The organism is Streptomyces sp. NPDC057623 (assembly GCF_042800355.1).
Lineage (GTDB): Bacteria > Actinomycetota > Actinomycetes > Streptomycetales > Streptomycetaceae > Streptomyces.
In genome coordinates this window covers 98,586-121,193 of the sequence record NZ_JBHVGZ010000026.1, presented here as the reverse complement: position 1 = coordinate 121,193, position 22,608 = coordinate 98,586, and the positions used below count along the sequence as shown (strand labels likewise).

Annotated in this window: 22 protein-coding genes and 1 tRNA gene; 11 read left to right on the top strand and 12 right to left on the bottom strand. The window is 71.0% G+C overall.

Features of this window, described 5'->3' with window-relative positions; translation table 11 throughout:
- Positions 1–103 precede the first annotated feature (103 nt).
- The gene (locus ACFU95_RS25775) at positions 104–358 is read left to right on the top strand and encodes a hypothetical protein (RefSeq protein WP_383831776.1); all 255 of its coding nucleotides are present in this window, start codon (positions 104–106) and stop codon (positions 356–358) included.
- Positions 359–466: 108 nt separating this feature from the next.
- Here the strand turns inward: ACFU95_RS25775 and ACFU95_RS25770 are convergent, their stop codons facing one another.
- The 4 genes from ACFU95_RS25770 to ACFU95_RS25755 form a co-directional block, all read right to left on the bottom strand.
- Entirely contained in the window at positions 467–1,213 is a 747-nt protein-coding gene (locus ACFU95_RS25770; RefSeq protein WP_383831774.1) for a DUF6227 family protein, read from the bottom strand.
- Positions 1,214–1,391: 178 nt separating this feature from the next.
- Positions 1,392–2,612, bottom strand: coding sequence for an Ig-like domain-containing protein (locus tag ACFU95_RS25765; RefSeq protein ID WP_383831772.1), 1,221 nt, complete (start codon positions 2,610–2,612; stop codon positions 1,392–1,394).
- A 160-nt stretch (positions 2,613–2,772) separates the two neighbouring features.
- Positions 2,773–3,801, bottom strand: a complete 1,029-nt coding sequence (locus ACFU95_RS25760; protein WP_383831770.1) for a P1 family peptidase — start codon at positions 3,799–3,801, stop codon at positions 2,773–2,775.
- 68 nt (positions 3,802–3,869) lie between these two features.
- Positions 3,870–5,105, bottom strand: coding sequence for a low temperature requirement protein A (locus ACFU95_RS25755; RefSeq protein WP_383831768.1), 1,236 nt, complete (start codon positions 5,103–5,105; stop codon positions 3,870–3,872).
- A gap of 228 nt (positions 5,106–5,333) precedes the next feature.
- Between ACFU95_RS25755 and ACFU95_RS25750 the strand changes: the two genes are divergently transcribed.
- Positions 5,334–5,525: a hypothetical protein gene (locus tag ACFU95_RS25750; RefSeq protein ID WP_383831766.1), complete on the top strand. Its 192-nt coding sequence runs from the start codon at positions 5,334–5,336 to the stop codon at positions 5,523–5,525.
- A 4-nt stretch (positions 5,526–5,529) separates the two neighbouring features.
- Here ACFU95_RS25750 and mscL read toward each other — a convergent pair whose 3' ends face one another.
- From mscL to ACFU95_RS25720, 6 genes are all read right to left on the bottom strand, one after another.
- Positions 5,530–5,988, bottom strand: a complete 459-nt coding sequence (gene mscL, locus ACFU95_RS25745) for a large conductance mechanosensitive channel protein MscL (protein ID WP_383831764.1) — start codon at positions 5,986–5,988, stop codon at positions 5,530–5,532.
- A 147-nt stretch (positions 5,989–6,135) separates the two neighbouring features.
- Complete coding sequence (locus ACFU95_RS25740) at positions 6,136–6,753, bottom strand: hypothetical protein (protein ID WP_383831762.1); 618 nt, start codon at positions 6,751–6,753, stop codon at positions 6,136–6,138.
- Positions 6,754–6,894: 141 nt separating this feature from the next.
- A complete protein-coding gene (locus ACFU95_RS25735) occupies positions 6,895–7,737 on the bottom strand; it encodes an S-methyl-5'-thioadenosine phosphorylase (RefSeq protein ID WP_383831760.1) in 843 nt (280 codons plus the stop codon).
- Positions 7,738–7,850: 113 nt separating this feature from the next.
- Positions 7,851–8,189: an FmdB family zinc ribbon protein gene (locus ACFU95_RS25730; protein WP_383831758.1), complete on the bottom strand. Its 339-nt coding sequence runs from the start codon at positions 8,187–8,189 to the stop codon at positions 7,851–7,853.
- Between the two features lie 67 nt (positions 8,190–8,256).
- Complete coding sequence (locus tag ACFU95_RS25725) at positions 8,257–9,549, bottom strand: MFS transporter (protein WP_383831756.1); 1,293 nt, start codon at positions 9,547–9,549, stop codon at positions 8,257–8,259.
- A gap of 248 nt (positions 9,550–9,797) precedes the next feature.
- Positions 9,798–11,324 carry a potassium/proton antiporter gene (locus ACFU95_RS25720; protein WP_383831754.1) on the bottom strand — a complete coding sequence of 509 codons (1,527 nt, stop codon included), beginning with the start codon at positions 11,322–11,324 and terminating at the stop codon, positions 9,798–9,800.
- A gap of 228 nt (positions 11,325–11,552) precedes the next feature.
- Between ACFU95_RS25720 and ACFU95_RS25715 the strand changes: the two genes are divergently transcribed.
- Complete coding sequence (locus tag ACFU95_RS25715) at positions 11,553–14,339, top strand: penicillin acylase family protein (protein ID WP_383831752.1); 2,787 nt, start codon at positions 11,553–11,555, stop codon at positions 14,337–14,339.
- A gap of 70 nt (positions 14,340–14,409) precedes the next feature.
- On the opposite strand, the gene ACFU95_RS25710 is transcribed toward ACFU95_RS25715, so the two are convergent.
- Positions 14,410–15,030: a 5-formyltetrahydrofolate cyclo-ligase gene (locus ACFU95_RS25710; RefSeq protein WP_383831750.1), complete on the bottom strand. Its 621-nt coding sequence runs from the start codon at positions 15,028–15,030 to the stop codon at positions 14,410–14,412.
- A gap of 94 nt (positions 15,031–15,124) precedes the next feature.
- Between ACFU95_RS25710 and galU the strand changes: the two genes are divergently transcribed.
- The 8 genes from galU (at position 15,125) to ACFU95_RS25670 (ending at position 22,098) form a co-directional block, all read left to right on the top strand.
- Positions 15,125–16,027, top strand: a complete 903-nt coding sequence (galU, locus tag ACFU95_RS25705) for a UTP--glucose-1-phosphate uridylyltransferase GalU (RefSeq protein WP_383831748.1) — start codon at positions 15,125–15,127, stop codon at positions 16,025–16,027.
- Positions 16,028–16,031: 4 nt separating this feature from the next.
- Positions 16,032–17,354, top strand: coding sequence for a gephyrin-like molybdotransferase Glp (gene glp, locus ACFU95_RS25700; RefSeq protein ID WP_383831746.1), 1,323 nt, complete (start codon positions 16,032–16,034; stop codon positions 17,352–17,354).
- An 86-nt stretch (positions 17,355–17,440) separates the two neighbouring features.
- The gene (gene moaC / locus ACFU95_RS25695) at positions 17,441–17,935 is read left to right on the top strand and encodes a cyclic pyranopterin monophosphate synthase MoaC (protein ID WP_383831744.1); all 495 of its coding nucleotides are present in this window, start codon (positions 17,441–17,443) and stop codon (positions 17,933–17,935) included.
- Complete coding sequence (locus tag ACFU95_RS25690; protein WP_383831742.1) at positions 17,932–18,432, top strand: molybdenum cofactor biosynthesis protein B; 501 nt, start codon at positions 17,932–17,934, stop codon at positions 18,430–18,432. Before moaC ends, ACFU95_RS25690 begins: the two co-directional genes overlap by 4 nt.
- Before the next feature lie 20 nt (positions 18,433–18,452).
- On the top strand, positions 18,453–19,097 hold the full coding sequence (locus ACFU95_RS25685; protein ID WP_383831740.1) for a GNAT family N-acetyltransferase: 645 nt from the start codon (positions 18,453–18,455) through the stop codon (positions 19,095–19,097).
- Between the two features lie 183 nt (positions 19,098–19,280).
- Positions 19,281–20,609 (top strand): gephyrin-like molybdotransferase receptor GlpR, encoded by a 1,329-nt coding sequence (gene glpR, locus ACFU95_RS25680; RefSeq protein WP_383831738.1) that lies wholly within the window; start codon positions 19,281–19,283, stop codon positions 20,607–20,609.
- Positions 20,610–20,680: 71 nt separating this feature from the next.
- A tRNA-Ala gene (locus tag ACFU95_RS25675) sits at positions 20,681–20,754 on the top strand.
- A 105-nt stretch (positions 20,755–20,859) separates the two neighbouring features.
- Positions 20,860–22,098, top strand: coding sequence for an MFS transporter (locus ACFU95_RS25670; RefSeq protein ID WP_383831736.1), 1,239 nt, complete (start codon positions 20,860–20,862; stop codon positions 22,096–22,098).
- 15 nt (positions 22,099–22,113) lie between these two features.
- On the opposite strand, the gene ACFU95_RS25665 is transcribed toward ACFU95_RS25670, so the two are convergent.
- Positions 22,114–22,590, bottom strand: a complete 477-nt coding sequence (locus ACFU95_RS25665) for a GNAT family N-acetyltransferase (protein ID WP_383831734.1) — start codon at positions 22,588–22,590, stop codon at positions 22,114–22,116.
- Between the last annotated feature and the right edge of the window lie 18 nt (positions 22,591–22,608).

Sequence of the window (22,608 nt, the reverse complement as noted above, 5' to 3'; positions counted from 1 at the left end):
CCTCCCACTTGTCCCTTTGGGGTGCTGTGGGTCGTTCACGGCACCTGCGAGATACGTCACGGTCCGGGCCCTGGGGCCCGGACCGTGGTGTCTACTGGAACGCATGCCTGAGCACGTCTCGATCCTCCAGCTGCTGGGCCCGGTCGTCCTCGCCCTGGCGACAGTGCTGTGGGTGACGGGGCTGGTCCGCCTCCTGCGCCGCGCCCGTCCCGGTGCCGTTCCCCAGCGCCCGGACCAGGCGCTCTTTGGGCTCCCGCCCCAGCGGCAGACCGCCCCCGACCTGGAGGCCGTCGAACTCTCCCCGGCGGAACGAGACGCCTTCGCGGGCCTGGTACGACAGCTCGACAACGGCCGCTGAACAGCCGCGCGACCCCTACGGCATCCGCCCGCCCACGGCCATCCGCCCGCTTTCGGCACGCGCCTGCTCACGGCACCTGCGCCGCCCCGACAGGCGCCCGCCTCGGCGTTACGAAACCTGCGCCGCCCGCCGCTCCATCGCCTCGCGCGCCGCGTCCTCGCTGACGTACACCTCGCACATGTGCCGTCCGTCAGGTGTCGCCGTGTGCTCGACCTCCCAGAGGGAGATCTCCGCGCCGTCGCGCAGCAGGAAGGCGTGCTCGTAGAGGGAGAAGCACAACCCGGCGCGCGCCGCGCGGCACGGGCGCCCGAAGGCCTGCGTGATCTGGTGGGCGCACGCCGTGGCCAGTAGCGCCGCCGTCTCCGCGTCCGGCCGGTCGGCGTTCTCCGCGCGGCGCAGCAGCCGGCGCGCGTGGTCCGCCGAGTCGTCCGGCACATACGCGTGCCGGGGCGCGGGAATCGGCGACAGCTGCACCGTCACCGGCAGTTCGAAGTCGGGTGCGTCCGGCGGCAGCGGCAGCTGTGCGGTCGCGGCGCGCAGCTCCTCCTCGTCGGCGTACACCTCGTGCTGCGGATCGCGGCCCCGCGCGGTGTTGTGGACGAGCTCCCACAGGGTGAGCGCCGAACCGTCGGCGAGCAGCCAGGTGTGCCGGTACGTCTCTCGGTGCAGCCCCGCGCTGTGATGCGCGGAGTGCAGCGAGCTGTCATGAGCCAGCGCACAGTCGAGCCGCCGTATCGTCTCGTCGGGCAGCTCGAAGGAGTTCAGGGCGCGGCCGAGGAGTCGCGCGAGGTGCTCCTCCGGAGACTCGGGCGACTCGGGTGGTTCGTACGCTGCCGTCTCGTACGGAACGCTCAAGGTTTCTCCCGGCGTTGCTGCATGTCACCTTGTGGGTGCATACCGTAGCCCCTCGGTCGGACATCATGTCCGGGAACCGAGAAAACGTACGTCCCGTAAAACGCGCGGACCGCGCGAGAAGTTCCCGCGCGGCCCGACGAACTGTCAAGAATCCCTGCTCGGGCGGTACTTCAGCGGCTCAGGCAGCGCTGCCCGCGATCCACGCGCTCCACGGCATGTTCCAGCCGTTGATCCCGTTGTCCGGCGTCACGTTCTTGTCGGGGGAGTTCTTGACGATCACCACGTCGCCGAGGATCGAGTTGTCGTAGAACCACTTGGAGGGTGTGTCCCCCTGCCCGCCCCGCACGTCCTGAAGGCCGACGCAGCCGTGGCTGGTGCCCTGGCGGCCGAAGGGCGGGTTGCCCTTGTTGTACCAGTAGTTGCCGTGCAGGAAGGTCCCCGACTGCGTCAGCCGCATCGCGTTCGGCACGTCCTTGATGTCGTACGCGTCGGCGAGGTTGACCGTGCGGCTGTCCATGCGCAGCTTCTTGTACTTCTCGGAGATCACCATCTGCCCGTTGTAGGTGGAGAACTCCGAGCTGCCCGCCGAGATCGGCACGGACTTGATCGTCCTGCCGTCGCGTACGACCGTCATCGTCTGCGTGTTGACGTCGACGGTGGACACCTGGGAGCGGCCCACGGTGAAGGCGACCGTCTTCCTCTGCACCCCGTGGACGCCGTTCGCGCCCTCGACGCCGTCCAGGTCGATCTTCATCGTGACCTTGGAACCGGCCTTCCAGTACTCCTCGGGCCGGAAGTCGAGCCGCTGCGTCCCGAACCAGTGCCCGACCACCTTCTGGCCGCTGCTGGAGGTGACCTCGATGTGCGACTGCACGGCCTTCTTGTCGGTGATCGCCTTGTCGAAGTTGAACGAGACCGGCATGCCGACGCCGACCGTGGTGCCACCGTCGGGCGTGTACGTCCCGATGAAGCTGTTGGCGGACGAGACCGTGGTGAAGCTGGAGTCGGCCGAGGCGGTGCGCCCGTCCCCGTCCTTCGCGGTGGCCGCTATCTGGTACTTCGTCCCCCGCTCCAGCTGCTCGTCGGGCTTCCAGCTGCCTCCGTCGGCGGCCAGGGAACCCGGCACGGCCTGCCCGCTCTCGGTCACCGTCATCTTGACGTCGGTCAGCTTGCCGTCACTGACCCGCACGCCGGTCGTGTTGATCGACGCACCGGTCGAGCCGTCCTTCGCCGAGATCGCGATCCTGGCGGCGGAGGTACTGGACGAGCCCTGACCGCCCTTGCCGTCCTCGTGGTCGGCGTTGGCGCTCCCACCGCAGGCGGTGAGCGTCAGGGCGCCGATCATCAGGGCGGCACAGGCCCCCAGTGCGCGCCGCGCTGCTATGTCCGGCGTTGTCACGATCAACTCCATCTTCATGCGATCTGCGGGATCCGTTCCGTTCCACGGTGGAAGAGGCCACCGTCCCCGAACCGGGTTCCCAACGTGCGCCGTGAACGCCATCACGTGACAGAACCGCGACAAAAAGGTTTGGGCGACGGGTGGGGCGCACCACAACCGGTCAGCGTTTCCCGTACAACTCCCCGTACGAGGGCCAGGCTCCCCCCGGCCCGTCCACCGACTCGGCCGCGCGCACGGCACGCACGATCGCGCGGGTCAGCGCGTCCGCGCCCGCCGCCAGAATCTCGTTCAGCGCGAGGGGCTGCCCGGGGTCGAGCGGGCGCTCTCCGGTGGCCAGCGCGAACACGGTGTCCCCGTCGTTGAGCAGATGCACCGGCCGCACCGCACGCGCGATGCCGTCGTGAGCCGTACCGGCCAGCTTCTGTGCCTGCGCCTTCGACAGCTCCGCGTCGGTGGCGACCACCGCGAGCGTGGTGTTCAGCGGGGGCAGCGGGTTCTTCGCCGCGCTCTCGGCGAGGCGCCGACGTGCCGCCTCGTGCACCTCACCCTCCGGGTAGTCCACCCGTCCCTGGAACAACTCCCCGTACAGCACACCGGTTTCCGGGTCCACCGCCGACCCCGACGCGTTGGCCACGACCAGGGCGCCCACGGTGATCCCCGAGTCCAGGACGGTGCTCGCCGTGCCGATGCCGCCCTTCATCGGCCCCACCGTCGCCCCGGTGCCCCCGCCCACGCAGCCCTCCGGCACGACCGCTCCCGGCTCGCTCGCCGCGGCGGCCTCGACCGCGGCCCGCCCGGTGGCCGCGTCCGGCCGGGCTCGGAAGGCGCCGCCCCGCCCGAGGTCGAAGACACAGGCGGCGGGCACCACCGGCACGACATGCGCCGGATCCACCCCGACCCGCACCCCGCGCCGCCGTTCCTCCAGCCAGGCCATCACCCCGGACGCCGCGTCGAGCCCGTACGCGCTGCCCCCGGTGAGCACGATCGCCTCGACCCTCTGCACGACGTTGCGCGGATCGAGGGCGTCCGTCTCCTTGGTCCCGGGACCGCCGCCGCGTACGTCCACGGCGGCGACGGCCCCGCCCTCGGGCGCGAGGACCACCGTGGTGCCGGTGAGCCAACCGTCGCCGGTACGCGTCGCGTGCCCCACCCGCAGCCCGGCGACATCTGTCAGAGCGTCAACTGTCATGAGCCCAGTGTCGGGCAGCGCCGACGCTGTCCCGCAAGACCGCGACAGTGATGGCGGCGTGTCCCGCGTCAGCCGACCGGTGCCGCCTGCTTCCTGCCCGCCCGGCCCGCCCTGCGTGCCGTCAGCGTCTCCCCGGTCGCCACCGCCCCGGCCGACACGAGACCGGCCGCGAGCACCCCCCAGTCGCCCAGGAAGGTGCAGCAGATCACCAGCAGGGCCGTGGTCGGCAGCACCAGCTGCTGGGCGATGCCCACCTTGAAGTAACGCGAGTGCAGCGCCCAGACGGTGAGCAGATAGAGCGCCGTCGGCAGGGTCACCGCCGCCGACGCGGCCAGTGTCGAGATGTGCGCCTTCCCGACGGACTGCTCGACCGCCACCTCCAGGCCCGCCCCGATCGCGGCCGCCGAGGCGAAGACCACATAGTGGCCGTAGCCCCACAGGAACGCCTGCTTGTTGGAGCGCAGATGGCCGTGGATCGGCACCACGAAGTAGATCCACCAGGCGGCGAAGATGATCAGCAGTCCGCCCGCGGCGATCGGCAGCAGGTCGCCCAACGCGTCGTTCTCGTCGATGCCGGTCTTCACCGCGACCGTGGCCGCGGCGATGGTCTCGCCGAGCACGATGATGGTGAACAGCCCGTACCGCTCCGCGATATGGCGCGGATGCCAGGAGGTGGGGTGGTCCTTCTCCGCGTACGGCGGCACACACATCTCCAGGATCGCCATCGCCAGGAACACCCAGGGCCGGGCGCCCTCGGGCAGCACCACCAGGCCCACCCAGCCGATCTGACACAGCAGCACACCGCCGGCGTACCGCAGGGCCATCGTGCGTTCCGGCCCCTCACTCGACCTGGCCACGCGCAGCCACTGCGTGACGAGGGCGAGCCGCATGATCACATAGCCGAGCAGCACCGCCAGGTACTCGTGCTCCTCGAACGCCCGGGACACCCCGGCCGCCAGGACCAGCACCCCGGCGATCTGGATCAGGGTGACGACCCGGTAGAGGATGTCGTCGTTGTCGTAGGCCGAGGCGAACCAGGTGAAGTTCATCCAGGCCCACCAGATGGCGAAGAACACCATCGCGTAGTTGAGGATCCCCTCGCCCGCGTGCCCCTCCGCGACGGCGTGCACCAGTTGCGCGCCCGCCTGGGCGATGGCCACCACGAAACACAGGTCGAAGAAGAGTTCCAGCGGAGTGGCGGCCCGGTGCGCCTCACCACGGCCCCGTGCCGTGAGTCGGCGCAGGGGGCGGCGGTGTCCGGGCGGGCGGGGGGAGTCCGGCGCGGGTGTCGAACTGGACGTCATGGGGACAAGCACAGCAGATGAAGCGTGGATTTTCTTGCGAAGGGATCGCGAGTGCGCAGGGGCCCCGACCACCGCCCGGCGCGTTGCCGTCGCGAGGCACGCGCCTCGCGGCCCGCGCCGTCATGCCGTGCCGTGAGGTCCGCCGCGGTGAGGTCCGCCGCGCTGAGGTCCGCCGCAGTGAGGTCCGTGCGGTGAAGGCCCTCGGTGTGCGGGCCGTACCCTGGACGCATGAGCACCGCCCCTGCCCCCGAGCCGCGTGAACCGCGCGAGCCGAAGGCCGCGCTGATCTTCGACGACCCGCTGGACCAGCAGTCCTCGGACGACACCGACCGTGGCTGGGGCGATCGGCCGCGCAGCGACGGCGACAGCGCGGCCGACCTGAAGCGCTTCCTCGACGAGAAGCCGCCCCACCACATCTGAGCCGTTACTGCTGGTTGTGCCCCGAGCCGCGCTGGGCGACCAGCGCGTCGCGGATCTCCTTGAGGACCTCCAGCTCGGTCACCTCGATGACCTCCTGCGCCCCCTCCTTCGCCTTGCGGCGGGCCTCCACACGAGCCAGGTACTTCGCCATGGGCAGGACCATCAGGAAGTAGACGACGGCCGCGGTGATCACGAAGCTGAGGGCCGCGCCGAGGACGGATCCCCAAAGGATCTGAATGCCCTGCTCGCCTTCGCAGCTCGAACTCAGGCACGAGCTGTAGTGATCGAGGTTCTTCGTGCCGATCGCTCCGACCAGCGGATTGATGATCCCCTTCACCACCGCGTTCACGATGTTGGTGAACGCGGCGCCGATGACCACCGCGACCGCCAGATCGACGACGTTCCCGCGCATCAGGAAGGCCTTGAAGCCGTCCCAGATGCCCGGATCCTTCTTCTCGCTCACCGCGGAGCCTCTCCTCGCATGCGCAGGTTGTGGAACGAACAGCTCCGCAACCTACGTCAGGGCTGGGCCATCCTGTCCAATCACGCCACCTTGATGAGGGACTTGACAGGGCGATAAGTACCATGTGCACGACATGCGCCACCCGCCTCAGCACAGCGTCACCGCCAGCCGTGCCGTGGCGCTCGCGCCCGCGAGGCGCGTCGCGGTGGAACGCGGCACCGACAGCACGACCAGCGCCCCGCTCCCGGTCGCGGCGTCCGCGGGCTCGGGCACCTCGGGCACCTTCGACACCCGCGCCCCGCGCGCGACCACCTGAGCGTCCCCGCCCGTGGCGCTCTCCCGCGCGGCGATCACGTCGACCCGGTCACCGGGCCGCAGCAGCCGCACGGTCTCTCCGTCGGCGATCCGCACCGGCGCGGACACCCTCTGGACGGCCCGGTGTTGGCGTACCGGCTCCGCCACCGGATGCCCCGGATGCCCGCGTGCCCGGTCGGTCTCCTGCGGACCCGCCGCCACGAGCGCGGCCGCGGTGACGGCGAGCCCCGCCGCCACGGCCCGCCTGCGGTGCCGTAGGAGCCGGCGCAGCTGGTGCCCCCCGCCACGCACCCGCACGGGGGCGAAGTGCGGCACCTCGCACGTGGCCGGAGCGTCCGTGCCCAGAGGGAGCGGAGCGACCGGAGGAGAAGCGAAGAGGGAGGGGGAGGGGGAGGGGGCCGGGGGAGAGGAGGAGAGGGAGGACGGGGACGACCACGGAGCAACGGACATGAGGACCACCACCTGCGACGACGGAACGGCTTGCAGGCCACGATGAGGCATCGCGCCGCTGCCCGTCGGAGCCCGTGGACTACCCGCCGGTTGTGGAAAACCCCCTCACCCGAACGAAAGGTTCCGCCGCCCTCTCCAGCCCTACGGCAGCTCGAACCCCGGGTCCATCCCGCCCAGCGCCTTGGTGCACAGGCAGTCCCGCTCCTCGTTCGCGGGCAGTGCGGCCACCGCGTCGAAAAGGACGCCCCGCAGCCGGTCCACGTTCGCCGCGAACACCTGGAGCACCTCGTCGTGCGAGACCCCCTCGCCGGTCTCCGCGCCCGCGTCCAGGTCGGTGACCAGCGTCAACGACGTGTAGCAGAGTTCGAGTTCGCGGGCGAGCGTCGCCTCGGGATGGCCGGTCATGCCCACGACCGACCAGCCCTGGGCCTGGTGCCAATACGATTCGGCACGGGTCGAGAAACGGGGCCCCTCGATCACGACCAGCGTGCCGCCGTCCACCGGCTCCCAGTCCCGGCCTCGCGCCGCCTTGAGCGCGGCCGCGCGCCCGATGGGGCAGTAGGGGTCGGCCAGGGAGACGTGCACCACGTTCGGCACGGTGCCGTCGGGCAGCGGCAGCCCGTCGAAGTACGTCCCCACCCGGGACTTCGTACGGTCGACCAGCTGGTCCGGCACGAGCAGCGTCCCCGGCCCGTACTCGGGGCGCAGGCCGCCGACGGCGCACGGGCCGAGGACCTGGCGCGCACCGAGCGAGCGCAGCGCCCACAGGTTGGCCCGGTAGTTGATGCGGTGCGGCGGCAGATGGTGGCCGCGTCCGTGCCGGGGCAGGAAGGCGACCCGCCGGCCGGCGATCTCGCCGAGGAAGAGGGAGTCGCTGGGCGGCCCGTAAGGGGTGTCCACCTGTATCTCGGTCACGTCGTCGAGGAACGAGTAGAAGCCGGAGCCACCGATCACGCCGAGTTCGACGTTCGCCTTGTTCACCATGTCCGCACCCTAACCGCACCCGGAAACGCCGAGGACCCCGTCGCCGGACGGCGACAGGGTCCCGTAAGAAGTGCGTCCTACCTGCCCGCAGGCTACGTGCCCGCGGGAAGTGCTTACGCGGCGGAGCTGCTGGAGGACGAGCCGGCGCTCGACGACTTCGAGTCCGAGGACGACGAAGACGACGACGAAGCGGACGACGTCGAGGGGGAAGCGGACGAGTCGGACGACGAGGACGTCGACGGCTTCGACGACGCCGGCGAGCTGCTCGACGAGGAGCCGCGGCTGTCGTTGCGGTAGAAGCCGGAGCCCTTGAAGACGATGCCGACCGCGGAGAACACCTTCTTGAGGCGGCCCTGGCAGCTGGGGCACTCGGTCAGGGCGTCGTCGGTGAACTTCTGCACCGCCTCGAGGCCCTCGCCGCACGCGGTGCACTGGTACTGGTAGGTCGGCACTGTCTTCCTCCTGGCACTCTCACTCGATGAGTGCTAACGACGGTCAAGTGTGACGTATTCCAGCCGCTCAGTCCACTGCCACCGGCACGCGGTGACCGACGCCACGTGCCACGGTGCGGGCGCGGGGCCGCGCGACCAGGCGGGAGCGCAGTGCCACGAGGGTCCCCAGGGCCAGCAGTGTCCCGCCCGTCGGCACCAGGAATCCGGCGCCGCCCCAGAAGCGGTCCTCCAGCTGTCCGGCGACGGTGACCGCTGCGGCCTGCCCGAGCGCGACCGCACCCGTGAGCCAGGTGAAGGCCTCGGTGCGGGCCCCGGCCGGGACCAGGCTCTCGACCAGCGTGTAGCCGGTGATCAGCGCGGGCGCGATGCACATGCCGACCAGCAGGCCGAGGCCCGCCAGCACCGGCACCGAGTGCGCGGCCCACAGGCCGGACGCGGCCAGCGCGAGGGCGGCGTATCCGACGAGCAGACGGCGCTGCGGTGCCACCTTCCAGGCGATGGCGCCGCAGACGATGCCGGAGAGCATGTTGCCCGCGGCGAAGGTGCCGTACAGGACGCCGTTCAGGCCGGGCTCGCCGATCGACTCGGTGAACGCGGCCAGCGAGACCTGCATGCCGCCGAAGACGGAACCGATGCCCAGGAAGGTCACGATCAGCACGCGCACACCGGGGATCCGCAGCGCGGAGGCGTGCTCCACGCGCGCGTGCCCGGCGACGGCGACCGACGGCTGGGTGCTCTTCCGGGCGGCGAACAGCAGACCGCCCAGCAGGGTGAGCGCGGCCTCCGTGACCAGGCCGGCGGCCGGGTCGACGGCGGTGCACAGGGCGGTGGCCAGCAGCGGGCCGAGGACGAAGGTCAGCTCGTCGGTGACCGACTCGAAGGCCGCGGCCGTCGTCATCAGGGGCGAGCCCTGGAGCTTCACGCCCCAGCGGGCCCGCACCATGGGCCCGACCTGCGGCACCGAGGCGCCGGTCGGCACGGCCGCCACGAAGAGCGCCCACAGGGGTGCGTGGGACAGGGCGAGCGCCGTCAGGGTCAGGCCGGACAGCGTGTGCACCAGGACACCGGGCAGCAGGACGGCGCGCTGTCCGTAGCGGTCGGCGAGGCGGCCGCTGTAGGGCGCGAACAGCGCCATGGAGACACCGGTGACGGCCGCGGCGGCGCCCGCCGCACCGTAGGAGCCGGTGGTGTGCTGCACGAGCAGCACGATGGAGATGGTCAGCATCGCGAACGGCTGGCGCGCGGCGAAGCCGGGCAGCAGGAACGTCCAGGCGCCGCGGGTGCGCAGCAGCTGTCCGTATCCCGGGCGGGAGGAGGCCGGCGAGTCCTTCGACGGCTCGGTGGTGACCGTGGATGCCACGGCCCGTGCCTTTCTGCCGCCTGGTAGCGCGACCCCGTCGGGTGGGGGGCGGCGCCGAGAGCTGTCCTGTCGCGCGGAACTGCGGTAGATACCGGAGCCCACTGAGGAAGGACGTGCCGGCCGCCATACGGTCGCGCCAGCTCTGCGTCAGGCAGAGTTGGTTCGATCTGGGGTTACGCCTGCATAGTACAGGGGACAAGGCTGGTCGACCTTGTGAAAATGAGCACCGAGCGGCACTCCACCTGCGATCAGGTCGCCCCGTTCGTCCCCAGCCAGTCGGCCAGCTTGCCCCCGGCCCCCACGGCGCGCAGCCGGCGTTCGGCGGCGTCCCGTACCGGATCAGTGGCGACCACGAGCAGCTCGTCCCTGCGTCGCAGCACCGTCGTCGGCAGTGGAACGAACGATTTTCCGTCGCGGACGACGAGGGTGACGGCGGACCCCGCGGGCAGCCGCAGTTCGTTGACCTCGACGCCGTGCATCTTCGAGCCCTCGGGGATGGCGAAGGACAGCAGGTGCCCGCGCAGCCGTTCCAGGGGCGCCGACTCGATGCCGAGGTCGGCGGGCTCGGGTTCCCCGCCGAGCCGCAGCTTGCGTGCGAACCACGGCAGGGTCGGCCCCTGGACCAGGGTGTAGACCACGACCAGGACGAAGACGATGTTGAAGATGCGGCGGCTGTCCTCGACGCCGCCCACCATGGGGATGGTCGCCAGGATGATGGGCACGGCGCCGCGCAGTCCCGCCCAGGACATCAGGGCCTGCTCCCGCCAGGGGACGCCGAACGGCACCAGACACAGGACGACGCTCAGCGGGCGGGCCACCATGGTCAGCACCAGCCCGATGAGGAGTGCGGGCAGGATGTCGTCGCCCAGCTCGTGCGGGGTGACCAGGAGGCCGAGCAGGACGAACATGCCGATCTGGGCGATCCAGCCGACCCCGTCGGCGAACCCGCGGGTGGCGGGCCAGTGCGGCAGCTTGGCGTTGCCCATGACCATCGAGGCGAGATAGACGGCCAGGAAGCCGCTGCCGTGGGCCATCGCGCCGGCCGCGTACGCGGTGACGGCGATGGCCATGACGGCGATCGGATAGAGACCGGAGGCGGGCAGCGCCACATGCCGCAGTCCCCAGGAGCCCAGCCAGCCCACCGCGAGGCCGATGGCGGCGCCGATGGCCAGCTCCAGCAATATCTCGCCCAGCAGTACGTACCAGTGCTCGATCGGGCCGTGCGTGGAGAAGGCGACCACCAGGATGACCACGGGGGCGTCGTTGAAGCCGGACTCGGCCTCCAGGGTGCCGGTCACGCGTGAGGGGAGGGGAATCCTCCGCAGCACCGAGAAGACCGCGGCGGCGTCGGTCGAGGAGACGACCGCCCCGATGATCAATGCCTGCCGCCACTCCAGCCCGACCAGGTAGTGCGCGGCCGCCGCCGTGACCCCGACGCTCACCGTGACCCCGAGCAGCGCCAGCGCGGTGGCGGCCGGAAGGGCCGGCTTGATCTCCTTCCACTTCGTGCCCAGGCCGCCCTCGGCCAGGATCACGACCAGCGCCGCGTACCCGATGACCTGGGTCAGCTCGGCGTCGTCGAAGCGGATGCCGCCGATGCCGTCCTGGCCCATGAGGACGCCGATGCCCAGGTAAACGAGCAGGCTGGGGAGCCCGCTGCGCGAGGAGATCCGGACCGCGGCGACGGCGACGAGCAGGACGAGCGAGCAGACGAGCAGGAGCTGGTTGAGGTCGTGGACAGTCAGCGGCCGTTCCCTTCCCTGGCCCGCGCGCACGCGCGCGTGGGCTCATGTACATAGGACACGAAGTGGCGGTTCTCCGCACCCAACTACTTCGTTACCTTACCTAACTCTTGACGATTTCTTGACACTCGGGCGGGCGGGATCGAACGTCCGTCCGCGCTGGTTCCCTACTCCGCGTCAAGTTGAGCCGGGCCCTGCGCCTATGGTTGCTCCAGCACTCCAGGACCGCCTGCCGCTCGCGTTAGGACAGCAAGGACAGCGATGCCCCCCAACACCACCGCCTCCACGGGTCAGCAGCCCGGCAAGTCCGGCAGGAAGAAGGGGCGCAGAGCCCGCCTGCTCGTCCTCGTGCTGGTGCTGGCCCTCGTCGGCGGCGTCACCGGCGGGGCGTACTGGTCCATCAGCACCGTCCGGGCCTCCTTCCCCCAGACCAAGGGATCACTCACGCTCCCCGGCCTGTCCGGGCCGGTCGACGTGAAGCGCGACGACTACGGCATCCCGCAGATCTACGCCTCCTCCGACGCGGACCTGTTCATGGCGCAGGGCTTCGTCCAGGCGCAGGACCGGTTCTACGAGATGGACGTGCGCCGTCACATGACCTCCGGGCGCCTGTCGGAGATGTTCGGCGAGAGCCAGGTCGACAACGACGAGTTCCTGCGCACCCTGGGCTGGGACCGCGTCGCCAAGGAGGAGTACGACAAGACGCTGTCCGCCTCCACCAAGAAGTACCTCCAGGCGTACGCCAAGGGTGTCAACGCCTACCTGGACGGCAAGGACAACAAGGACATCTCCCTGGAGTACGCGGCGCTCGGGTTCACCAACGACTACAAGCCGCAGAAGTGGACCCCGGTCGACTCGCTCGCCTGGCTGAAGGCGATGGCCTGGGACCTGCGCGGCAACATGCAGGACGAGATCGACCGCGCCCTGATGACCAGCCGCCTGGGCCCCAAGCAGATCCAGGACCTGTACCCGGACTATCCGTACGGCCGGAACAAGGCGATCGTCCAGACGGGCCAGTACGACGAGGTCACCAAGACCTTCCAGGGGAGCGGCTCGGCGGGTTCGTCCGGCACCGGCACCGGCACGGGCACCGGCACCGGCACGGCCTCCGCCTCGGGCACCAGTGGCCTCCAGAGCCAGCTCTCCGGCCTCCAGGACGTCCTGGACGACCTCCCCACGGCCGTCGGCGTGAACGGCAACGGCATCGGTTCCAACTCCTGGGTGGTCGCCGGGAAGTACACCATCACCGGCAAGCCGCTGCTGGCCAACGACCCGCACCTGTCGGCCTCGCTGCCCTCCGTCTGGTACCAGATGGGCCTGCACTGCCGCGCGGTCTCCAGCAAGTGCCAGTACGACGTCAGCGGCTACACCTTCGCGGGCATGCCCGGCGTGATCATCGGCCACAACCAGAACATCGCCTGGGGCATGACCAACTCCGGGGTCGACGTCACCGACCTCTACCTGGAGAAGCTCTCCGGCGACGGCTACCTGTACGACGGCAGGACGGTTCCCTTCGTCTCGCGCGAGGAGACCATCAAGGTCGCCGGCGGCGCATCCAAGGAGATCGTCGTCCGGGAGACCAAGGACGGCATGCCGCTGCTGTCCGACCGCAGCTCCGAACTCGTGAAGGTCGGCAAGAAGGCCGCCGTCGACACCGCCGCCCCCGACCGCGGCGACGGCTACGGCATCGCGCTGCGCTGGACCGCGCTGGAGCCGGGCACCTCCATGGACGCCGTCTTCGCCATGGACAGGGCGGCGAACTGGAGCGACTTCCGCGGCGCGGCCGCCCTGTTCGACGTGCCCTCGCAGAACCTGATCTACGCCGACACCAAGGACAACATCGGCTACACGCTGCCCGGCAGGATCCCCACGCGCGCGAAGGGCTTCGACGGCTCCGTCCCGGCGCCGGGCTGGGACGCCAGGTCCCGCTGGACCGGCTACATCGACCAGGACGAGCTGCCGTACGAGTACGACCCGGCGCGCGGCTACATCGTCACCGCCAACCAGGCCGTGGTCGACAGGACCAAGTACCCCTACACGCTCACCACGGACTGGGGCTACGGCGCCCGCAGCCAGCGCATCACCGACCTGATCCAGTCGAAGATCGACGGCGGCGGCAAGATCTCCACCGACGACATGCGCCAGATGCAGCTCGACAACAGCAGCGAGATCGCCAAGCTGCTGGTGCCCAAGCTGCTGAAGATCGACATCTCCGACAAGGACGTCCGGGACGCGTCGGACGTCCGGGACGCGCAGGAGCTCCTGGAGGGCTGGGACTACACCCAGGACGCCGACTCCGCGGCGGCCGCCTACTTCAACTCGGTCTGGCGCAACATCCTCAAGCTGAGCTTCGGCAACAAGCTGCCCAAGGAGCTGCGGGTCAAGGGCCAGTGCCTGCTGGTCGACCCGGTCAACACCACGGGGCCCGTGGACGCGACCGAGAAGGTCCGCGAGTGCGGTGAGCGCGATGCCGACCAGGCTCAGCCGGACGGCGGCGACCGCTGGTTCGAGGTCGTACGCAACCTCATGGACGACCAGGACAGCGACTGGTGGACCACGCCGAAGTCGGGCAACCGCAAGGGGGCGGACCACAACCGCGACGACCTGTTCAGGCGCGCCATGGTCGACGCCCGCTGGGAGCTGACCGCCAAGCTCGGCAAGGACATCGACACCTGGAGCTGGGGCCGGCTGCACCGCCTGTTCCTGAAGAACCAGACCCTCGGCACCGAGGGCCCCGGTTTCCTCCAGTACGTCCTCAACCGCGGCCCCTGGAAGCTCAGCGGCGGCGAGGCCACGGTCAACGCCTCCGGCTGGAACGCCGCCGGCGGCTACGGAGTCGTCTGGGTGCCGTCGATGCGGATGGTGGTCAACCTCAGCGACCTCGACAAGTCGAAGTGGATCAACCTCACCGGCGCCTCCGGGCACGCCTACAACGCCCACTACACCGACCAGACCGACAAGTGGGCCGAGGGCGAACTGCTCGACTGGTCCTTCTCGGACGACGCGGTGGACGACGACACCAGCGACACCCTGGTGCTCAGGCCGTGAGCCGCTGACGGTCGAACAGCCGAAGGGGCCCTCCACGCGCGCGTGGAGGGCCCCTTCGTACGGGGGCGGCTCAGGGTTCCCCGAAGCGGCGCACCCCCGACGGCGTCACCACCGCGTGCACCGGACGGTCGTGCGGCTCCTCGGGAACGCGCTCGACGACCTCGGAGTCGTACAGCAGCACCACGAGCGAGGGCCGGGCCCCCGCGCGTTCCAGGCGGGCGAGGACGCGGTCGTACGACCCGCCGCCGCGGCCCAGACGCATCCCGCGCGCGTCGACCGCCAGACCCGGCAGCAGCACCGCGTCGGCGTCGGTCACCGCGTCCGGGCCGAGGCGCTCGCCGGCGGGCTCGAAGAGGGCCATCTTTCCGCCGTGTTGGACCCGGGCGAGCGAGTCCTCCCCGAAGTAGGCGCCCCAGTCGAGGTCGTTGTCGGGCAGGAGGGCGGGGAGCAGGACCCGCACCCCCCGCGCGCGCAGCGCGTCCAGCAGCGCGAGGGTGCCGGGTTCACTCCCCACGGAGACGTACGCCGCCACCACGCGCGCGTGCGCCAGCTCGGGCAGCTCCAGTGCCCGCCCGGCCAACGTGGTGGCCGATACTCGCACGTCATCCGCCGTCAACCTGTCTCTCACTGCGAGGATTTCCCGTCGCAACACTCGCTTGTCAGGCTCGGCCGGACGTCCGGTGTGACTCATGGGGCGCTCCCGTATCCTTCCCAATGTGCTCATAAGAGAGCCAAATAACCGGAGCCTCAGATTCCCTACAAAGGCACCGGATAAGGTGGCGGGCATGACTCAGTCCCACCCTCGGATCAGCAAGGCTGTCATCCCCGCAGCGGGTCTCGGCACCCGCTTCCTGCCGGCCACCAAGGCCACTCCCAAGGAGATGCTGCCGGTCGTCGACAAGCCGGCGATCCAGTACGTGGTCGAAGAGGCCGTGTCCGCCGGCCTCGACGACGTCCTCATGATCACGGGCCGCAACAAGCGCCCCCTGGAGGACCACTTCGACCGCAACTACGAGCTGGAATCGGCCCTGCAGAAGAAGGGCGACGCCGGCCGGCTCGCGAAGGTGCAGGAGTCAAGCGACCTGGCCACCATGCACTACGTCCGCCAGGGCGACCCCAGGGGCCTCGGTCACGCCGTCCTGTGCGCGGCCCCCCACGTGGGCCACGAGCCCTTCGCCGTCCTCCTCGGCGACGACCTGATCGACCCCCGCGACCCGCTGCTCAAGCGGATGGTCGAGGTGCAGGAGCAGCACGGCGGCAGCGTCGTCGCGCTGATGGAGGTCGAGCCCGAGCAGATCCACCTCTACGGTTGTGCGGCCGTGGACCCCACCGACGACAGCGACGTGGTCAAGGTGCACGACCTCGTCGAGAAGCCGGCCGCGGCGGACGCCCCGTCCAACTACGCCATCATCGGCCGCTATGTCCTCGACCCGCACATCTTCGACATACTGCGCACGACCGAGCCGGGCCGCGGCGGCGAGATCCAGCTCACCGACGCCCTCCAGCAGCTCTCGCAGGACGAGAAGGTCGGCGGCCCGGTGCACGGCGTCGTCTTCAAGGGCCGCCGCTATGACACCGGCGACCGTGGCGACTACCTGCGTGCCATTGTCAGACTCGCATGCGAACGTGAAGACCTGGGCCCGGACTTCCGGACCTGGCTTCGCAGTTACGTAGCCGAGGAGATGTAGCGAGTTGAGCACCGCCGCGCCCCGCCCCGCCGGCCAGGACCACCTCTGGTCGGTGGACGAACACCTGGAGGACATCCTCGCGACCGTCCGCCCCCTCGAACCCATCGAGCTGCAACTGCTCGACGCCCAGGGCTGTGTCCTGGTCGACGACGTCACGGTGCCGGTCTCCCTGCCACCGTTCGACAACAGCTCCATGGACGGGTACGCGGTGCGGGTCGCGGATGTCGCGGGCGCGAGCGAGGAGTTCCCCGCCGTCCTGGAAGTCGTCGGGGACGTCGCGGCGGGCCAGGCCGAACTGCTCCACGTGGGGCCCGGCCAGGCCGCCCGCATCATGACCGGCGCCCCGCTGCCGCCCGGCGCCGAGACCGTCCTTCCGGTGGAGTGGACCGACGGCGGCCTCGGCGAGGGCCCGGTGACCGGTATGCGCGCCCGCAGCCTGGCCCCCGAGGGCGCCCACGGCCAGGTGCACGTCTACCGGCCGGCCGAGGCGCGCGCGCATGTCCGCGCGAAGGGCAGCGACGTGAGGTCCGGCGACCGCGCCCTCGAAGCCGGTACGGTCCTCGGCCCGCCCCAGATCGCCCTGCTCGCCGCGATCGGCCGCGGCACGGTCCGGGTGCGCCCGCGCCCGCGGGTCGTCGTGATGTCCACCGGCAGCGAACTCGTCCAGCCCGACGAGGCCCTGTCCGGCGGCCAGATCTACGACTCCAACAGCTTCGCCCTCACCGCGGCCGCGCGGGACGCCGGCGCCATCGCCTACCGCGTGGGCGCCGTCGCCGACGACGCCGAGACGCTCCGCTCCACCATCGAGGACCAGCTCGTCCGCGCCGACCTCGTGGTCACCACCGGCGGCGTGAGCGTCGGGGCGTACGACGTGGTCAAGGAGGCCCTGTCGCACGTCGGCGACGAGGACGAGGCCGGCAGCGGCATCGACTTCCGCAAGCTCGCCATGCAGCCCGGCAAGCCCCAGGGCTTCGGCTCGATCGGCCCCGACCACACCCCGCTGCTCGCGCTCCCGGGCAACCCGGTGTCGTCGTACGTCTCCTTCGAGATGTTCGTGCGCCCCGCGATCCGCACCCTGATGGGCCTCAAGGACGTCCACCGGCAAAAGACGACCGCGACTCTGACCGCGGACAAGGCGCTGACCTCGCCCAAGGGGCGCCGCCAGTTCCTGCGCGGGACGTACGCCGACGGTGCGGTGCGGCCGGTCGGCGGTGCCGGATCCCATCTGATCGCCGCCCTCGCGCACGCGGACGCGCTGATCGTCGTCCCCGAGGACGTGGAGAACGTGGAGCCCGGCACCGAGGTCGAGGTGGTCCTGCTCGGCTGAGAGGGCCTCGTTGGCGGTACCGTGTCGCGCACAGCAGGCCCGTGCGCCGCACCGCGACGGGCCCGGACCGGGAGCGCCACACGAGCATGAGCACGCAGGACCCATCCACGCAGGACCACCTCACACACATCGACGACGCGGGCGCGGCCCGCATGGTCGACGTCTCCGAGAAGGACGTGACCGCGCGCACCGCCCGTGCCAGCGGACGCGTCCTCGTCTCGCCCCGCGTGGTCGAGCTGCTGCGCGGCGAGGGGGTCCCCAAGGGCGACGCCCTCGCGACCGCGCGGATCGCCGGGATCATGGGCGCCAAACGCACCCCCGACCTGATCCCGCTCTGTCACCCGTTGTCGGTGTCGGGTGTGAAACTGGACTTGTCGGTCGCGGACGACGCCGTGGAGATCCTGGCCACCGTGAAGACCACGGACCGCACGGGCGTCGAGATGGAGGCCCTCACCGCGGTCTCCGTCGCCGCGCTCACCGTGATCGACATGGTGAAGGCGGTCGACAAGGGAGCGGTCATCACGGACGTACGGGTCGAGGAGAAGACGGGCGGCAAGTCGGGCGACTGGAGCCGGGCATGACGTATCGCGCTCTCGTGGTCACCGCCTCCAACCGGGCTGCCGCCGGGGTCTACGAGGACAAGGGCGGTCCGATGGTCGCCCAGGGTCTGAAGGGCTTCGGCTTCGACGTCGAGGGGCCGCAGGTCGTGCCCGACGGCGATCCGGTCCTGGCCGCCCTGCGCGCCGGGGTCGACGCCGGGTACGACGTCATCGTCACCACCGGCGGCACCGGCATCTCGCCCACCGACCGCACACCGGAGGCGACCCGTGCCGTACTCGACTTCGAGGTGCCGGGCATTCCCGAGGCGATCAGGGCGTTCGGACGGGAGAAGGTCCCCACGGCGGCGCTGTCCCGGGGGCTCGCCGGCGTCGCCGCGCGCACGCTGATCATCAATCTGCCCGGTTCCAGCGGCGGGGTGAAGGACGGCCTGGCCGTCCTGGAACCCCTGCTGACCCACGCCGTCGACCAGATCCGCGGCGGCGACCACCCCAGACCCAGCAGTGGGGGTGCGAGCTGAACAGCCCATCCTGGCCCGTCGTGCTGAGGGACGGCGATGTCGTCCTGAGGCCGATAAAGATGCGCGACCAAGGGGCCTGGCGCGAGGTCAACCGGCGCAACCGGGACTGGCTGCGGCCCTGGGAGGCGACGATTCCGCCGCCCACGCCCAGCGGGCCCATCGCGCACCGGCCGACCTACCGCCAGATGGTCCGGCACCTGCGGTCCGAGGCGAACTCGGGCCGGATGCTGCCGTTCGTCATCGAGTACCAGGGGCGGCTGGTCGGGCAGTTGACGGTCGCCGGGATCACCTGGGGCTCGATGTGCTCGGGGCACGTCGGCTACTGGGTGGACGAGGCGGTGGCGGGCCGCGGGGTGATGCCGACGGCCGTGGCGCTGGTCGTGGACCACTGTTTCCGCGGCGTCGGCCTGCACCGCATCGAGGTCTGCATTCGCCCCGAGAACAGGCCCAGCCGCCGGGTCGTGGAGAAACTCGGATTCCGCGACGAGGGGCTGCGTCCCCGATATCTCCACATCGACGGAGCCTGGCGGGACCATCTCGTCTTCGCGCTCACGGCGGAGGAGGTCCCCGAAGGGGTGCTGGCCCGCTGGCATCGGACCCGCTCGCAGAAGACCTCGTCGAACCAGCAGAACACCCGGCAGAACCCCCAGGGGAATCCCGCGTAGCCCAGAAATTGAATAAGTGTTCGAAATTGATCGCCGGATGACCGCCTCAGGGCATTAAATTCGCGCCTCGGTGGGCTGCTGATCGCATCGGTCACAAAAAAAGTTCGAAATATCAGCCAGATCGTGCGACACACCGGCTCAATTGGCGGATGGCCTCACGCAAACCCCTCTACCGTGTGAGGCGTGAGCAGCAGCGGCCTCATCTACGCAGTCATTGTCGGGGCCTGGGCCGCCTACTTGGTGCCGATGTGGCTCCGTAGGCAGGACGAGCTGAACGAGGCCCGTCCGACGGAACGCTTCAGCACGGCCATCCGGTTGCTGTCCGGACGGGCGGGGATGGAGCGCCGATACGCCAAGGACCTGCGCGCGCGCTCCACCGAAGAGGGGGAGCTCAGCGCCGATGACCCGGGCGACGTCACCGAGTCGGTGGACGTCCGGGCCTTCGCCATGCCTCCGACCCGTCCGCAGACCCAGGCGCCGGTCCCGGCACAGGCACCCGGGCGCCCGGAGTCGGCACGCGAGTCCGGGCGGGAACAGGCGGGCAAGCCGGCCTCCGAACACGCTTCCCGGCCGGCCTCCGAACACGCTTCCCGGCCCGTACCCGAACACGCCTCCCGGCCGGTACCCGACCGCGCGGGCGGGCCCTCGGTCGAAGCGGGCTCCGGCCCGGCGGCCAAGGCACGCAAGCGGGTCCCCGCCGCCCGGCGAGCCCCCTCGGACGAGGCGGCCGCCGCACGCGCGCGGCGCCTGAAGGTGCTCGCACGCCGTCGACGCACCACCGTGATGCTCTTCCTCGCCTTCACCCTCGGTGCGATCGTCGCCGCGGTCGGCGGGCTCGCGTTCCTGTGGGCGCCCGGCGTTCCCGCCGTGCTGCTCAGCGGGTACATCGCGTATCTGCGGTCCCAGGAGCGCCGCCGCTTCGCCTACCAGATGGACCGGCAGCAGGCCGAGGCCGCCGCGCAGCGGCTTCGCGAGCATGCCCGCCAGTCGCGCCGGCGCGGCGGCCCCACCGACCCCGGTACGGGCCTCGACGAGCCCGAAGAGGGGCCCGAACCAGCTACCGACCCCGGACTGTCCGCCCTCGCCGCCGACCGGCGCGCTCTCGTCGAGCAGACCGACCACGCGGAGTGGGTCGACCAGCAGCGCGAGCGGCAGCGCCGGCCCGGGCACGGAGACAGCTGGGACCCGGTGCCGGTGCCGCTGCCGACGTATGTGACCGCGCCGGTCGCGCCGCGGGCCACCCCCGACGTGGACCTCGGCGCGCCGGACGCGTGGAGCTCGGCACGGTCGAGCACCGTCGGCCGGGACCGGGAGGCGGGCGCCGACACCGCGGACGGTTCCGCGCGGGGCGCGGAGTCGGGGGATACGGCGCCCGAGGAGGAGAAGGCCGAGGGCGGCGGTCGTAGCGACGCACGCCGGGCCGCCTCCGCCCGCCGGGCGCGGGAACGGGGCCGTACGCCGCTGTTCGACCAGTACGAGGACGGCGACCGGCCGCGAGCCGCCAACGAGTAGCCGCCGTGGGCAGGCCGGGGAACGGATTTCCAGGCAGGCCGATCGGGGTGCTAAAGTTTCACTCGTTGCAAGGGCCTGTGGCGCAGTCCGGTAGCGCACCTCGTTCGCATCGAGGGGGCCAGGGGTTCGAATCCCCTCAGGTCCACCGCAACAACTCTCCAGGGAAACCCGGGAGTTGAGAGATCCCGTCCGATCGGTTGATCGGGCGGGATCTTTGCTGTGCCCAAGTGTCGGCATCGCGAGGGGGAGCGTGCGGAAGGTCGACGCAGAGTTACCGGCGAGGCGTGCGGCCCCGCTGCGGATCGCGGCCTTCCGGCGGTTCGTGCTGGCCACTCTCGTCTCCGCCACCGGATCCGCCATGGCGCCCCTGGCGCTCGCCTACTCCGTGCTGGGGGAGGGCGGCGGAGCCGGGGACCTCGGGCTGGTGCTGGCCGTGAACACCGTGCCGACGGTCGTGCTCCTGCTCCTCGGCGGAGTGCTCGCGGACCGGATGTCCCGGAGCCGGATGCTCTTCCTCGGCAATCTGCTGGCGGCCGTCGCCCAGGGAGCGCTCGCTGTGACCGTGGCCACCGGGCACGCGTCGACCACCTCCATCGCGCTCTGCGGTTTCGTCTCCGGGACGGCGATGGCGTTCACCGTGCCCGCCGCGCAGGGGGCCGTGGCCCAGATCGTCCCCGTGGAGCAGTTGCAGCAGGCCAACGCCCTGCTCAGGTTGCCGGGCAACGCGGTCAAGGTGCTCGGGCCGGCCGTCGGCGGAGCCGTCGTCGCGGTCAGCGGCCCGGCCTGGGCGCTCGCCTGGGACGCGCTCAGCTTCGCCGTCGCCGCCTTCCTGCTGGTCGGGCTGCGCCTGGACGCGCCCGTCACCGTCACCAGCGCGCTGAGCGATCTACGGGACGGGTGGGCCGGATTCTGGTCGCGGACGTGGCTGTGGACCTATACGGCCGCCGGGACCGTCCTCGTCGCCGCCTGGCTGGCCGGGTTCCAGCTGCTGGGGCCTGTCGTCGCGGCGGACGAGTACGCGGGAGCGCGTGACTGGGGGCTCGTGCAGGCCGCGTTCGCGGCGGGGTTGCTGGCCGGGACGGTGGTGTGCCTGCGCTGGCGGCCGTACCGGCTGATGGTCGTGGCCGTGGTGGCCGGGGCTCCGCTCGCCGCGCCCCTGCTCGCCATGGGAGCGGGACTGCCGCTGCCCTGGGTGCTGGTGGCGGCGCTGTTCGCGGGGGTCGGGCTCGACGTGGCGATCGTCGCCTGGACGACCGCTTTCCAACAGCATGTGCCGCAGGGCGAGTTGGGGCGGATGAGTGCCTTCAACAGTGTCGGTGAGCGGCTGGCCATTCCGCTCGGCTATCTGCTCACCGCCCTCGCGGCCGGCCGCTGGGACAACCGGACGGTTCTGGTGGCGTGCGCCGGTCTCGTCGTCGGCTCGGCGGTCCTCAACCTCTGTGTGCGGGACGTGTACCGCGTCAACCGGCGGGCGGCGAGGGGCGGCTGACGTCGGCCGTCCGCGTCACAGCGCCTTGGCGTAACACAGGCTCAGCTCGTGGAAGCGGTAGTAGCCGAACTTCTCGCACGGCTCGTACCCGCTGGACGTGTACAGCGCCACCGCCTCCGGCTGCTTCGCCCCGGTCTCCAGCACCATGCGCCTGCGGCCCGCGTCCCGCGCGTCCAGCTCCAGGGCGGCCAGGATGCGGCGCGCCAGGCCCCGGCCGCGCATCTGCTCGATGACGTACATCCGCTTGAGCTCGGCGTCCCCGTCCGCGTAGCCCTCGTCGTTCTCGTCCTGGGCCCGCCAGCCGCCGGAGGCGACGGGGGTGCCGAGCGCGTCGTACGCGATCAGGTACAGGCCGTTCGGCGGCCTGAAGTCGGCCACGTCCAGGAGCGTGGCGTCGCCGTCGTCGCCGTAGCGGACACCGTACTCGGCCTGGACCTGGTCGTTGAGCTTGATGGCGTCGGGGTGGTCGAAGGCGACCCGGCGTATGTCCATGCCGAATACCGTATATGA

Excerpts from the sequence above, each read along its gene's own strand:
- ACFU95_RS25760 (WP_383831770.1), bottom strand. The coding sequence starts at position 3,801 with ATGACAGTTGACGCTCTGACAGATGTCGCCGGGCTGCGGGTGGGGCAC.
- ACFU95_RS25750 (WP_383831766.1), top strand. The coding sequence starts at position 5,334 with ATGAGCACCGCCCCTGCCCCCGAGCCGCGTGAACCGCGCGAGCCGAAG.
- ACFU95_RS25715 (WP_383831752.1), top strand. The coding sequence starts at position 11,553 with ATGCCCCCCAACACCACCGCCTCCACGGGTCAGCAGCCCGGCAAGTCC.
- ACFU95_RS25775 (WP_383831776.1), top strand. The coding sequence starts at position 104 with ATGCCTGAGCACGTCTCGATCCTCCAGCTGCTGGGCCCGGTCGTCCTC.
- galU (WP_383831748.1), top strand. The coding sequence starts at position 15,125 with ATGACTCAGTCCCACCCTCGGATCAGCAAGGCTGTCATCCCCGCAGCG.
- ACFU95_RS25740 (WP_383831762.1), bottom strand. The coding sequence starts at position 6,753 with ATGTCCGTTGCTCCGTGGTCGTCCCCGTCCTCCCTCTCCTCCTCTCCC.
- ACFU95_RS25735 (WP_383831760.1), bottom strand. The coding sequence starts at position 7,737 with ATGGTGAACAAGGCGAACGTCGAACTCGGCGTGATCGGTGGCTCCGGC.
- ACFU95_RS25665 (WP_383831734.1), bottom strand. The coding sequence starts at position 22,590 with ATGGACATACGCCGGGTCGCCTTCGACCACCCCGACGCCATCAAGCTC.
- moaC (WP_383831744.1), top strand. The coding sequence starts at position 17,441 with ATGAGCACGCAGGACCCATCCACGCAGGACCACCTCACACACATCGAC.
- ACFU95_RS25755 (WP_383831768.1), bottom strand. The coding sequence starts at position 5,105 with ATGACGTCCAGTTCGACACCCGCGCCGGACTCCCCCCGCCCGCCCGGA.
- ACFU95_RS25690 (WP_383831742.1), top strand. The coding sequence starts at position 17,932 with ATGACGTATCGCGCTCTCGTGGTCACCGCCTCCAACCGGGCTGCCGCC.
- ACFU95_RS25710 (WP_383831750.1), bottom strand. The coding sequence starts at position 15,030 with ATGAGTCACACCGGACGTCCGGCCGAGCCTGACAAGCGAGTGTTGCGA.